Source organism: Tamlana crocina, assembly GCA_040429635.1.
In the GTDB taxonomy this organism is placed as follows: domain Bacteria; phylum Bacteroidota; class Bacteroidia; order Flavobacteriales; family Flavobacteriaceae; genus Flavisericum; species Flavisericum crocinum.
The window spans coordinates 2,131,170-2,143,229 of the sequence record CP158972.1 but is presented as its reverse complement, the minus strand read 5'-3'; the positions used below and the strand labels follow the sequence as shown (position 1 = coordinate 2,143,229).

The window sequence follows — 12,060 nt, the reverse complement described above, 5'->3', positions numbered from 1 at the left end:
ATTACACCCCTTGTTAGCACAAGTCCCTCCGTATTCCCTATTGTCGGCAATAGCAACCTTTAATCCTGCTTTGGCGCATGTAGAAGCTACTTAACGTCCAGCTACAGCACTTCCAATTACAAAAACATCAAATTTTATTTCCATATTCCTTTAGATTAAATTCTTTTCGAAATCACCCTCGCGTCCCTTAGTTTTATTGAAACCTCCAATCCTCTATTAACTGTATAAAAAAAGGCTGACACTCGGCCAACCTTTTAATTTCAGCACTTAAAATATTATTCAAACGGATCGTATTCAAATTTTTGGCCACCAATAGAAGCATCCGCCATTAAACCAGCCTTGGGCAACGTAAATACTATTACGCCATCATCGTAACTAGCGTCCTTAGATTTACCCTCCTCGGCGATAACTGCAGAGGCCTCAGCAGAAAACTCATAGTTTCCTTCTTTAAACTCTTCTAACGCGACTTCCGTTTCAAAAAATATTACCTGAATTACAGCTTGGCCCCCAGCCTGTAGGCCCACATTTACTTTTTTTAAACTAGCCATACCAACAGCCACACCATTTTCATACACTACGCCATTGCCACTCGCTCCTCCTACAATTAAACCTCCTTTTCCCACGTTCGGAAAAATCGCGTAACCTGATGAGTTGTCGAAAAATACTTTTATCCCAGCGTCTTTGGCTATTAAGGTTGCTTTTGCTTTTTCAGCATCGGCCATGATTTCACTATCTTTCTCAGTTTGTGCCATTGCCCCACTTGTTGTTAATATTAGGCAAAATGCCACGATTGTTTTTAAGGTTTTCATAATTATGTTTTTGGGTTCGGAACTAAATTATAAATAACCAAAGGCATCATAGTGCTATATCCAACTGAATATTAACTCTATAACACATTACTCTTTTATTAGTTTTTATAATATTATCTGTTATGCCTGCTCTTATAAATGTAAGAAGTAGAGGTGTTTGCCGTACCGATGCACAATAGGGCTGTTGTGCAAACTATGTGCAAACAATTTGTAGAAAATAACAGCTTCTACTATTCCTTGAAGATATAAAACAAAAAACCCTCACTAAATATAGCAAGGGTTTTTGTGATCGCGACAGGATTCGAACCTGTGACCGTCTGCTTAGAAGGCAGATGCTCTATCCAGCTGAGCTACGCGACCTATTAGAAAACTCATTTATTTTCCGGTGCGCAAATATAAAAATTAACTCTAAATCTAACCAAAAGAAATACCATAATTTTAAAATAATTAATTACGGAACCGAACAAACACTATTAACCCCTTATTTTTCAACAAGTTAAAGACGGGTTCTAGCTTGATTTTATCAGACGAATTTTAATTTTAAAATTTCTTGTTGCCTAATGCAAGGAAATTTTAAAAAATCCTACTGGTACCTACCGGTTTGTTTTTTTATTATATTTGCACCATGAGCATGATTGAAATAAAAAATAAGGCAGGAAAACCAAAGTACAGACAAATAGTAAATTCTATTGAAAACGCTATTGTATCAGGAAAACTCAAAAAAGGAGAACAACTACCCTCTTTAAACAGTATCAGTGAGGCTCAAAACGTTTCAAGAGACACTGTTCTGATGGCTTTTAATGAACTAAAAACCAGGGGTATTATCGAGTCGGTTGTCGGTAAAGGCTATTTTTTGGTTAACGACAATATTGAAATAGCCCAGAAAGTTTTTCTTCTGTTTGACGAATTAAATTCATTTAAAGAAGACCTGTACAGTTCGCTCATTAACAATCTCGAAGAAGATATTCGGGTAGACACCTTTTTCCACCATTTTAATAAAGACATGTTTCGAAAACTGATTGAAGAAAACAACGGGCTATACAATTATTACGTGATCATGCCTGCTAATTTGGAACAAACTAATTTGGTATTGGAAAAACTCCCAAAAGACAACGTTTATATCTTGGATCAAACTCACCCCGAACTATCCGAATACTACGGTATTTATCAAAATTTTGAAAAGGATATATTCAACAATCTTGAAAAAGCCCTAAACCTCATTTCAAAATACAAAAAATTAATCCTTATTTTCAATGAAGACAAGCAACCGTTAGGCATGCTCAAAGGTTTCATCAATTTTTGCAAAAAGTATTCAGTAAAAAATGAGATTATCAGTTCCTTTAAAAATAGAAATCTAAGCCATGGTGAAATTTACATTATCCCAGACGACAAAGACTTGCTCCGAATCATAAAAAAAATCAAAACCGATAGCCTCAAGCTGGCTGAAGATGTCGGCATCATTTCATACAATGACAACCTCTTAAAAGAAATAGTAGAAGGCGGCATTACCACCATTTCAACCGATTTTCATCACATGGGCGAACAATTGGCAAACATGATCATCAACAAGCAGCAATTACAAATAGAAAATAAGAACGAACTTATTTTAAGAAACTCACTGTAACACCATATTAATATGAGTAATCAACTAACTAATGAAGTAAAAGCGCAATTTTTGGCGCATTTCAAAACCGAGCCACTACTTATTTTTTCCCCCGGAAGAATCAATATTATTGGGGAACACACCGATTATAACGACGGTTTTGTGTTTCCAGCAGCAGTCGATAAAGGCATTGCAGCAGCCATTCAAAAAAGCGATTCCAATAAAAGTATGGCTTATGCTTTGGACTTGGATAGTAAAATCGAATTCGATTTAAACAATTTAAAGCCATCCAAAGAAGGCAGTTGGGAAAACTATGTTTTTGGTGTTGTGGCCGAAATACAAAACCGCAATAAAGTAGTCGGTAATTTTAATATTGTGTTCAAGGGCGATATTCCTAGCGGAGCTGGCATGTCTTCCTCTGCCGCGCTCGAAAACAGTGTGGTTTTTGGTCTGAATGAATTATTTGACTTGGGCCTTTCAAAAGAAGAAATGATTCTAATTTCACAAAAAGCAGAACATAACTACGTAGGAGTAAAATGTGGTATTATGGACCAATATGCGAGCATGTTCGGCATAAAAAACAATGCCTTGCTTTTAGATTGCAGAAGCGTAAAAGCCAAACCTTACGAAATCGATTTTAAAGACCACCAATTAATGCTTATCAATACCAATGTAAAGCACAGTCTTTCAGACAGTGCTTATAACGACAGGCGTTCGGCATGCGAAAATATTGCCGAACTTCTTGGAATCAAAGCGCTTAGAGATGCTTCCGAAGATGATCTTAAAACCATAAAGGATAAAGTAACTCCCGAAAATTACCAAAAGGCACTGTACGTTATACAGGAAAACGAGCGTGCCCAAAAAGCCTCAAAAGCTATTGAAGACAACGATTTGGAAACCTTAGGAGAATTGATATATGCTTCCCATGATGGGCTTTCAACCCAATTCAAAGTGAGCTGCGACGAACTCGACTTTTTAGTCGAGCAGGCAAAGACCAACAAAAAAGTTTTAGGCGCTCGAATGATGGGCGGTGGTTTTGGCGGATGCACCATTAATTTAATTGCAAAGGATGAAGCCCAAAACTTTGCTGAAACTACATCAAAAGCTTACGAAAAAAAATTCAATAAAGCGTGCTCGGTGTATTTTATTCAATTGGAAGATGGCACCCATATAGTCAACTAATCAAACAAAGAACTAAAATGAACAATACAGATTTACAAGATTACTCACATAAACGATTAAATATATTAACGGGCGAATGGGTTTTGGTTTCACCACATCGTGCCAAGCGCCCGTGGCAAGGACAAAACGAAGCCGTAAATAACGAAGTGCGTCCCAGTTACGACGAATCGTGTTACCTCTGTGCTGGAAACACTCGTATTAACGGTGAAGTAAACCCCAACTACGAAGATGTTTTTGTGTTTACCAACGATTTTGCAGCTCTGCAAAGCGACTCAAAAACCTTCTCTGTAAACGACGGACTTTTAACTGCGGTAAGCGAAACGGGCATTTGTAAAGTGATTTGTTTCAGTCCAGACCACTCTAAAAGTTTGGCCGATATGTCGCCAAAAGAAATAGAAAAAGTGGTACTGGCGTGGCAGCGTGAATTTAAGGAACTAGGTAACAACCCAAACATCAACTACGTTCAAATTTTTGAAAATAAAGGCGCTGTTATGGGCTGTAGCAATCCGCACCCACATGGTCAAATTTGGAGTCAGTCTACCTTGCCCAACGAAGTAGACAAAAAAAACACACAACAGCTCAACTATTTTAACAAAAACAATAGCAGCCTTTTGGGCGATTATTTAAAACAGGAACTGGAAAAACAAGAGCGCATTATTTTTGAAAATGACACTTTTGTGGTTTTGGTTCCTTTCTGGGCGGTATGGCCTTTTGAAACTATGATTGTCCCCAAAAAACACCAATCCAACATTTTGGAAATGGATGCCAACGAAGCGTATCAATATGCCGAAGCCATTGCGGTTATCACCAAAGCATACGATAAAATTTTCAACACATCGTTCCCCTACTCCAGTGGTATCCATCAAGCACCAACAAACGGAGAAACCAACAAGCACTGGCATTGGCACATGAGTTTTTACCCGCCTCTTTTACGTAGCGCAACGGTTAAAAAATTTATGGTAGGTTACGAAATGTTCGGGTCGCCACAGCGTGATATTACTGCTGAATCAGCTGTAAAAATGATTAAAGCACTACTTTAAATTTCAAATAACTTTTTACAAAAACCTGCCCTTAAACGGCAGGTTTTTAATTTTTAATTCCATCTATACTAAATCATCCCTTCAAAAGTTATATTTTTAGCCCTTAAAACATTGGCTTCAATGTAACATCCATCACTGAAATTTTGTCACACGGCGAAATGATTATTAGGATGTTACACGTCTGTGCTGAGCGCAGTCGAAGCATGACCATTGAAAAACAATAGACATCAACACATGAAACGTTACTTTTACTCGATATTGGTTTTAGGATTTTTAATGCTTTGGAGTTCGTGCCGAAAAGATTTCGAATTTTCTCGCAGTAAAGGTAACTTAGAATTCTCGGCAGATACACTTTATCTGGACACGGTATTTACAAATATTGGATCAAGCACCTATAAACTAAAGGTTTACAACCGAAGTAATGAAGATATTGTTGTGCCTAGTGTCAGACTAAGATTGGGTAACAATTCGGGCTATCGTTTGAATATTGATGGTATAGCGGGAAAATCTTTCGAAAATATTGAAATTCTATCAAAAGACAGTCTGTTTATTTTTGTGGAAACCACTTATGATATTGAAAACCTGTCAGTTGACAAAAACCAATTTCTTTACATAGATGCCATTAAATTTGATGTGGGCAGTTACGAACAAAACGTTGAATTGGTTTCACTCATTCAAGATGCTATTTTTGTTTACCCCGACCGAGATGAAACTACAAAAGTTATCGAAACGATAAAATCCTTTGATGGAAACGAAGTGGTCGACACGGGTATTCAAGGCAGAATACTGCAACCTAACGAACTCAATTTCAGTAACGAAAAACCTTATGTCATTTATGGTTTTGCTGTTGTGCCCAATGGAGAAATTTTAAACATAGACGCTGGTGCAAGAGTACATTTTCATGATAATTCTGGGTTAATTATTCCTGCCGGAGCTTCGCTCCACGTTAACGGCAATGTTAGTTCTGACCCCGATTTACTGGAAAACGAAGTCATTTTTGAAGGCGACCGTTTAGAACCCCTTTACAGCGATGTGCCTGGGCAATGGAGCGCCATTTGGTTGTTGGAAGGCAGCACAAACAACATTATAAACTACGCCACTATAAAAAATGCAACGGTTGGTATATTAAGCGAGGGCGATCCGAACTCCAATAAATTAACCATCACTAACTCCCAAATATACAACTCCAGTAGTTTTGGTATTTTAGGCCGAAACACCAACATTATAGGAGAAAACGTGGTAATAAATAATTCCGGGCTATCTTCGTTTGCTGGCACTTTGGGCGGAAAATACAATTTTACCCATAGCACCATAGCCAATTATTGGAACAACAGTGCAAGACAGTTTCCGGCCGTATTGCTTAACAATTTTGTTTTGGATGAAGATGACAACGCCACACTGGCCGATCTTACCGAAGCCAACTTCAATAATTGCATCATTTATGGAAACGACAACCCTGAAATACAAATGGAAGAGATTGAAGATGATAACGTAGTTTTCAACTTTAAATTCACCAATTGCTTGATTCGTTTTGACAGCCGAAACACCAACCTAACTGGTCTTAATTACGATTTTAACAATACCAACCACTATGAGGGTAACATCTTTAATGAAGACCCAAACTTTTTTAATACCAGTAAAAACCAGATGTTCATAGGTGAAGCATCGGCGGCCATCAACCAAGGACTAGCAATTTTTGCTACACAAGTACCCTTCGATATTTTAAATGTGGACCGAACTGCTTCTCCTGATTTAGGTGCTTATCAGCACATTATATTTCCAGAGGAAGGGGAATAATGTTTTTACGCAGTTGAAATAAGTCGCCTGTGCTAAACTTGTTTCAGTATTAAAACGACGCACACCCTTGAGGTTGCCTGTAATTACAAGAAATTAAAATAAAAAATGACAAATTTATTAATTGACTTTATCTCTAAATACATTGATTTAGATAAAAACGAGAAGGATGTTATAAATTCGTTAGATATTTTCTATTCACAAAAAAAGGGAGACATTTTACTAAGGGAAAATGAAAAATCCAACAAAGGGTATTTTGTTATAAAAGGGTGTATCCGCCAGTACTACAATGTAGATGGAAACGAAAAAACAACAGCTTTTTATACAGAGTTAGAAGGGCTAACACCTACTTGTGTGTTAACCAACAAGCCTTCAGAATATTATATAAGTTGTGTAGAAGATTCTATATTGCTAATTTCTACTCCAGATATGGAAAAAGAAGTTTTTGAAAAATTTCCAAAATTTGAGAAATTATGTCGAATATTATCCGAAGAAAACCTATCCAAACAACAAATAGATTTTGATAGTTTTAAAATCTCCTCGCCCGAAGAACGATACCTAAATTTACTCAATAAAAAACCTGACCTTATTCAAAGAATCCCGCAACACCAATTGGCCAGTTTTTTAGGTGTAAAACCACAATCTTTAAGCAGAATAAAAGCAAGGATTATAGAAAAAGCAAAACAATAAACTGTTCTTCACTTTAGTGAACGTTTTGAAGGTATAAACCTCTCTAATTTTACATCATCAATAAATGACTAAAATTATGAAGATGCTCAAAACAATCTTGTTAGTGTTATTTTTCACCACCTGTAACATTCTAAATGCTCAATACACCAAAGAAGAAATAAATAAACATCCTTGTATCATAGGGAGTACCGCTTTTGTGTTGATGAATTTCGTTCCTGATGATGAAAGTCCAAATTTTGCTCAACTAAATATTGGCTACAGAATAAGCACAAAAGATGTAGTTTCGTTAGAATTAAAACAATGGCGATATTTTGAACCTTTAGGAATACCTTGGGGCTCTTCAAAGGCCGACCCAAACGAAAATTTCCTAGGATATATAAGAGAAAAAGGATTTGCCATTACTTATCAACGTTTTTTGTGGAAAGGTTTGTACGCCGCAGTTCATGTAATGAGCGCCTGGCAAGATTTTATAAATCAAAATGATAAAAAAATTGATAGCGGTTTTCAAATTTTTAATACGTATAGAATTGGTTATCATTTTAATTTCTTCAAAAAAAGATTTTTTATAGAACCTTCATTGGCTATTACACATCGTCCATACCATACCGAAATGCCCGTTGGGTTTAAACAGCAAGATGACAAATGGTCTAAGTTCTTTTTTGCAGAACCCGGGTTGCATTTTGGATTTAATTTTTAGAAGTGTGGAAAAGAATTTAGTTTCAAAACTTTGGGTTTCATTGACGGTAAATTATATTTTTTGTGATGTATTTTCGTTATATGATTCTGTTTTTCTAAACGAGCTTCTTAATGGAAATGTTGGAGGAATTGAATTTAGACACTATCCCGAAAAGTGTGTAAGTTATAAATCGAGGGTTTGGCTTAATTAAAGCCGGACCCTTTTTTCAAATATAGTCAAAAACTGGTTTAAAATAATGCCCCAGTTCCTAATGGGCATCGACCATTTCTTGGTAGCCTCTCTAATGGCTAAAAAAGTGGATTTCATAACAGCTTCATCTGTTGGGAATGAGAGTTTGTTTTTAGTGTATTTTCTGATTTTTCCATTAAGGTTTTCAATAAGGTTCGTAGTGTAAATGATTTTTCTGATTTCTAAAGGGAATTCATAGAAAGCTGTAAGTTCTTCCCAGTTGTCCCTCCAGCTTTTAATAGCGTAAGAGTACTTGTGTTCCCATTTCTGGGCAAAGTCCTCCAGAGCGGCTTTTGCTGCGCTTTTGGTAGGTGCATCATAGATGCTTTTCATATCCTTTGTAAACTCCTTCTTGTCCTTCCAAACCACATAGCGACAAGCATTTCTAATTTGATGCACCACACAGATTTGGGTCTTGGATTCAGGAAAAACGTTTTTAATGGTGTCGGTAAAACCGTTAAGATTATCTGTGGCCGTGATAAGCAAATCCTGAACGCCTCTGGCTTTCATATCGGTTAGTACACTCATCCAAAAGGTCAGCCGATTCATTCTTACCCAGCCAAAGCCCTAGGACTTCCTTTTTACCGTCTCTACGTAGTCCTACGGCAATGTACATGGTTTTGTTAATGACTTTGGAGTTCTCCCGAACCTTAAATACAATGCCATCCATCCAAGTAATTAAATATACGGGCTCCAATGGCCTGTTCTGCCAGGCAACAATATCATTGGTAACTTTATCCGTGATGCGGGATATGGTGGATGTGGATACATCAAAATCGTAGACTTCACGGATCTGTTCTTCGATATCGGAATTACTCATGCCCTTAGCATAAAGGCTGATAATCACATTTTCTATGCCATCGACCATGTTGGTGCGTTTAGGGACGAGCATGGGGTTAAAAGAGGCTTCTCGGTCTCTGGGAACTTTAATATTGGTCTCGCCCAATGCCGTTTTTATCTTTTTGGAAGCGTAACCGTTACGGGTATTGCTGTTATCGGATTGTTGGTGCCTTTCATAATCCAGATGCGCATCAAGCTCGCCTTCAAGCATCTTTTCAATGCCCCGCTTTTGGATGGATTTTAGAAAGGAGGTTAGTTCGTCTCCTGTTTTGAACTGTTTTAAAAAGTCGTCGTTTAGAAAATCTTCTTTCTTCATAAGTGTATAAAATTTAAAATTAAACAAAAAAATATCGAGAGCTGTTAACCCTCGATATTTAAACTTTACACACTTAGTGAGATACTACCTGAATTTACTGAATCGTCTCTCTTAGGGTTTTCTGTTATTATGGAAATTCCTATGTTAATGATTATAATTACAATGATATTGAATAACAAGGCTTTTAGAATTATAAATGTAAGCGTTAGTATTCTTATGATTATCGTTCAAATAGGAAGTTTAGCCACAGGTACAAATAGCAAACATTATATATTTTTCAGCATTATAGAAATTGGGATATTACTACTGATTATCTATCTCGTTTCGAAATATAGATATCAGGGAAAAACTACAGGCAACAACGATAGGAAATAGCTCCATTAGTGCAAAATTTCAAAGTTTTGCTCTATGTTTTAACAATGAAAATCTAGCTAACCAACGTGCTTGTGTATGGTTTGTTGCGTGGTTTAAGAAACTTATTTAGTAAATAATTACCGACCAAGAAAGTCCGCGAGAACTTTCGTAAGTAGTAGAGAACCAAGCAATGAATTATATACGGTGTTCTCTGTAGTTATTTTCAATAGTTCAGCTTATAAATAGAAGTCGATTGTTTTTCAGTGATTATTTTTGGTATTAGTTTCATAATGTTATTTCTGAAAAAGATTCCAACTCTGTTATCTAAGTGAGCTGTTTTACCAACTGTCCAGCTTGTATTTATAACTTTTTCGACTTTCTTTTTTCTTATTTTTTCGAGTTTTTGAAATACTAATTTTGTATTGTTTTCAGTTGATAGACATTCTGCAATAACAAAAGCAGTTTCAATGGCTTGACAAGCACCTTGCCCTAAATTTGGTGTAGTTGCGTGAGATGCATCTCCGATTAAACATACATTTTTATAATGCCAACTTGAAATTGGTTTTAAGTCCATCATTTCATTGAAAATCACATTCCTTTTCTCTGTAGTAGATATTATTTTTTTAATTAATGGACTGAAATCTGAAAATAATTCTTCCAAATGAGCATTATAAAATTCCTTTTTATAGTCAGTTTTATAATTTGCAAGTGCGTACCAATACACTTCATTTTCATTAATTTTAACAAAGCCAAAACGTTTTCCTTTTCCCCATAACTCGTTCAATTCTGCTTGATATTTTTTTGGAATATACATTTTTACTATTCCTCTCCAACATACTTGTTTCGCTTTTCGTATTTCAGTGTTGTCAATGATTGATTTTCTAACCACAGAATGAATCCCATCAGCACCAATTAAAATATTTGTAGTGTATGAAGTGTCGTCTTCAAAAGTGAAATTTACTTCATCTTTTACTTGATTTAATGACTTTATTTTTTTCCTAAATGTATTTTTATGTCATTTAATTCATTGACCAAAATATTATGTAGAGTGGCTCTATGAATAGCATATGTTTTGACCTTATGTTCAAGTTCTGCGTTTTCTAAATTCACCTTGGTAATTGTATTTAATTTTTCATCCGTTATAAGCATAGAATCTGTATAACTACCTAAAGTTGAAATCTTATTATAAATACCTAATCTTTTAAAAACTTGCATTGCGTTAATTGCTAAATTAATACCAGAACCTGCCTTTTTAAATTCTTTCGATGCTTCAAATATTTCTACCTCAAACCCTTTTTGTTTTAAAGCAATGGCAGTAGTTAATCCTCCAATTCCTGAGCCTATTATTGATATTTTCATTTTCTAAGTTTAATAATTAATGAAATTGCGAATCCTAAAAGTGCTATGCCTGTGAATACAATTGGCACTATAAAAAAATATTTAATTGATAAAACGAATGAGGTTACACAAATTATATTGTTAAGAATTATAATGTTAGTTGGAATAGTTGATGCTTGGTTGTTTCTCAAAATTAGAATATTTAATAGTCCATATCCAAAAAGTAATATTCCCATCATTAAACTAAAACCTTGATGAAAGGAAAATATATTGGTTTCACTTCCTAATACTTCTATTGGGCATTCTTTCATTTTAATGATGAAATCATTTTGTGATTCCGTTTTTGTACTTGTTAAATCTGTAATTGTGTGACCAATACCAACGAATATTAACGACCAACTTGCTATTTTACTGCTAATTTTTTCAACTTTCATTTCTACTAATTTTAAATTAGGTCAAAAGTACTAATTTATTTTGTTTTTAGGTCAAGTATACTATTTTATTTATCTTTGTAAGATGAAAAAAACCAAAGAAATAATTTTAGAAACTTCTTTAGAATTATTTAATTCACTTGGCTTGTCTAAAGTGACGCTAAGGACAATTGCCAATAAGATGGAAATAAGTCAAGGGAATTTAAATTATCATTTCAAAAAGCGTGAAGATATTATTGAGACTTTGTATTTTCAATTGGTACAAAATATTGACAGTAGTATGTCAAGCATTAAAGAATCTAAAAACCCTTTCCAGTTGTTAATAAGTATTTCTCAAACAATAATGTTTAACTTTTATGAATATCGTTTTTTCCTTCTTGATTTTGTTCAAATTATGCGTGAAAACGAAAAGGTAAAAACTCATTATTCTGAATTATCTACTCGCAGAGAACAGCAGTTTTTAATGATTTTTAAGTTGTTAATTGAAAATGATTTAATGCGAAAAGAAATGTTGCTAAATGAATATAAAAATTTGTATAAACGTTTTCAGATGTTAAGTGAGTTTTGGATTTCTGATGTTGAAATTCATAATTCTAAGACTACAAAAAAAGTAATTCCAAAATATTCGGAAATTTTAACTCAAGCAATTTTTCCTTATTTAACCTCAAAAGGTCAAAAAGAATATCATTCTATTCTTTCAGTATCGGGTGATTTTTAATTACAGAGAACACGCTACTT

13 protein-coding genes, 1 tRNA gene and 1 pseudogene are annotated in these 12,060 nt (G+C 35.0%); 9 read left to right on the top strand and 6 right to left on the bottom strand.

What is annotated here, in order from left to right; all coding sequences use genetic code 11:
• Nucleotides 1–275 precede the first annotated feature (275 nt).
• Nucleotides 276–752 carry a lipid-binding SYLF domain-containing protein gene (locus tag ABI125_09480; GenBank protein XCF04955.1) on the bottom strand — a complete coding sequence of 159 codons (477 nt, stop codon included), beginning with the start codon at nucleotides 750–752 and terminating at the stop codon, nucleotides 276–278.
• Nucleotides 753–1,095: 343 nt separating this feature from the next.
• Nucleotides 1,096–1,169, bottom strand: a tRNA-Arg gene (locus tag ABI125_09475).
• 271 nt (nucleotides 1,170–1,440) lie between these two features.
• On the opposite strand from ABI125_09475, the gene ABI125_09470 reads away from it, so the two are divergent.
• The 7 genes from ABI125_09470 (at nucleotide 1,441) to ABI125_09440 (ending at nucleotide 8,005) form a co-directional block, all read left to right on the top strand.
• Nucleotides 1,441–2,433 (top strand): GntR family transcriptional regulator, encoded by a 993-nt coding sequence (locus ABI125_09470; protein ID XCF04954.1) that lies wholly within the window; start codon nucleotides 1,441–1,443, stop codon nucleotides 2,431–2,433.
• Nucleotides 2,434–2,445: 12 nt separating this feature from the next.
• A complete protein-coding gene (galK, locus tag ABI125_09465; protein XCF04953.1) occupies nucleotides 2,446–3,594 on the top strand; it encodes a galactokinase in 1,149 nt (382 codons plus the stop codon).
• 17 nt (nucleotides 3,595–3,611) lie between these two features.
• Nucleotides 3,612–4,634: a UDP-glucose--hexose-1-phosphate uridylyltransferase gene (locus ABI125_09460; protein XCF04952.1), complete on the top strand. Its 1,023-nt coding sequence runs from the start codon at nucleotides 3,612–3,614 to the stop codon at nucleotides 4,632–4,634.
• Nucleotides 4,635–4,868: 234 nt separating this feature from the next.
• Nucleotides 4,869–6,431, top strand: a complete 1,563-nt coding sequence (locus ABI125_09455) for a hypothetical protein (GenBank protein XCF04951.1) — start codon at nucleotides 4,869–4,871, stop codon at nucleotides 6,429–6,431.
• A 105-nt stretch (nucleotides 6,432–6,536) separates the two neighbouring features.
• Nucleotides 6,537–7,118, top strand: coding sequence for a cyclic nucleotide-binding domain-containing protein (locus ABI125_09450; GenBank protein XCF04950.1), 582 nt, complete (start codon nucleotides 6,537–6,539; stop codon nucleotides 7,116–7,118).
• 82 nt (nucleotides 7,119–7,200) lie between these two features.
• The gene (locus ABI125_09445) at nucleotides 7,201–7,815 is read left to right on the top strand and encodes a hypothetical protein (GenBank protein XCF04949.1); all 615 of its coding nucleotides are present in this window, start codon (nucleotides 7,201–7,203) and stop codon (nucleotides 7,813–7,815) included.
• A complete protein-coding gene (locus ABI125_09440; GenBank protein XCF04948.1) occupies nucleotides 7,754–8,005 on the top strand; it encodes a DUF6326 family protein in 252 nt (83 codons plus the stop codon). The genes ABI125_09445 and ABI125_09440 overlap by 62 nt, the downstream gene beginning before the upstream one ends.
• On the opposite strand, the pseudogene ABI125_09435 reads toward ABI125_09440, so the two are convergent.
• Nucleotides 8,002–9,199, bottom strand: a pseudogene (locus ABI125_09435) (IS256 family transposase). The gene ABI125_09440 and the pseudogene ABI125_09435 sit on opposite strands and share 4 nt — an antisense overlap.
• A gap of 129 nt (nucleotides 9,200–9,328) precedes the next feature.
• On the opposite strand from ABI125_09435, the gene ABI125_09430 reads away from it, so the two are divergent.
• Nucleotides 9,329–9,574 carry a DUF6326 family protein gene (locus ABI125_09430; protein ID XCF04947.1) on the top strand — a complete coding sequence of 82 codons (246 nt, stop codon included), beginning with the start codon at nucleotides 9,329–9,331 and terminating at the stop codon, nucleotides 9,572–9,574.
• A 202-nt stretch (nucleotides 9,575–9,776) separates the two neighbouring features.
• Here ABI125_09430 and ABI125_09425 read toward each other — a convergent pair whose 3' ends face one another.
• From ABI125_09425 to ABI125_09415, 3 genes are read right to left on the bottom strand one after another with little or no spacing between them, the layout of a single operon-like run.
• Nucleotides 9,777–10,544 (bottom strand): FAD-dependent monooxygenase, encoded by a 768-nt coding sequence (locus tag ABI125_09425; GenBank protein ID XCF07895.1) that lies wholly within the window; start codon nucleotides 10,542–10,544, stop codon nucleotides 9,777–9,779.
• Nucleotides 10,541–10,912 (bottom strand): NAD(P)-binding protein, encoded by a 372-nt coding sequence (locus tag ABI125_09420; protein ID XCF04946.1) that lies wholly within the window; start codon nucleotides 10,910–10,912, stop codon nucleotides 10,541–10,543. The genes ABI125_09425 and ABI125_09420 overlap by 4 nt, the downstream gene beginning before the upstream one ends.
• Nucleotides 10,909–11,325 (bottom strand): hypothetical protein, encoded by a 417-nt coding sequence (locus tag ABI125_09415; GenBank protein ID XCF04945.1) that lies wholly within the window; start codon nucleotides 11,323–11,325, stop codon nucleotides 10,909–10,911. Before ABI125_09415 ends, ABI125_09420 begins: the two co-directional genes overlap by 4 nt.
• 82 nt (nucleotides 11,326–11,407) lie before the next feature.
• On the opposite strand from ABI125_09415, the gene ABI125_09410 reads away from it, so the two are divergent.
• A complete protein-coding gene (locus ABI125_09410; GenBank protein ID XCF04944.1) occupies nucleotides 11,408–12,040 on the top strand; it encodes a TetR/AcrR family transcriptional regulator in 633 nt (210 codons plus the stop codon).
• The last annotated feature ends 20 nt before the right edge of the window (nucleotides 12,041–12,060 follow it).

What these genes read in the sequence shown, in the direction of transcription:
- ABI125_09455 (XCF04951.1), top strand. Translation starts at nt 4,869, where the DNA reads ATGAAACGTTACTTTTACTCGATATTGGTTTTAGGATTTTTAATGCTT.
- ABI125_09420 (XCF04946.1), bottom strand. Translation starts at nt 10,912, where the DNA reads ATGAAAATATCAATAATAGGCTCAGGAATTGGAGGATTAACTACTGCC.
- ABI125_09445 (XCF04949.1), top strand. Translation starts at nt 7,201, where the DNA reads ATGCTCAAAACAATCTTGTTAGTGTTATTTTTCACCACCTGTAACATT.
- ABI125_09415 (XCF04945.1), bottom strand. Translation starts at nt 11,325, where the DNA reads ATGAAAGTTGAAAAAATTAGCAGTAAAATAGCAAGTTGGTCGTTAATA.
- ABI125_09480 (XCF04955.1), bottom strand. Translation starts at nt 752, where the DNA reads ATGGCACAAACTGAGAAAGATAGTGAAATCATGGCCGATGCTGAAAAA.
- ABI125_09470 (XCF04954.1), top strand. Translation starts at nt 1,441, where the DNA reads ATGATTGAAATAAAAAATAAGGCAGGAAAACCAAAGTACAGACAAATA.
- ABI125_09440 (XCF04948.1), top strand. Translation starts at nt 7,754, where the DNA reads ATGACAAATGGTCTAAGTTCTTTTTTGCAGAACCCGGGTTGCATTTTG.
- galK (XCF04953.1), top strand. Translation starts at nt 2,446, where the DNA reads ATGAGTAATCAACTAACTAATGAAGTAAAAGCGCAATTTTTGGCGCAT.
- ABI125_09410 (XCF04944.1), top strand. Translation starts at nt 11,408, where the DNA reads ATGAAAAAAACCAAAGAAATAATTTTAGAAACTTCTTTAGAATTATTT.
- ABI125_09460 (XCF04952.1), top strand. Translation starts at nt 3,612, where the DNA reads ATGAACAATACAGATTTACAAGATTACTCACATAAACGATTAAATATA.
- ABI125_09430 (XCF04947.1), top strand. Translation starts at nt 9,329, where the DNA reads ATGGAAATTCCTATGTTAATGATTATAATTACAATGATATTGAATAAC.
- ABI125_09450 (XCF04950.1), top strand. Translation starts at nt 6,537, where the DNA reads ATGACAAATTTATTAATTGACTTTATCTCTAAATACATTGATTTAGAT.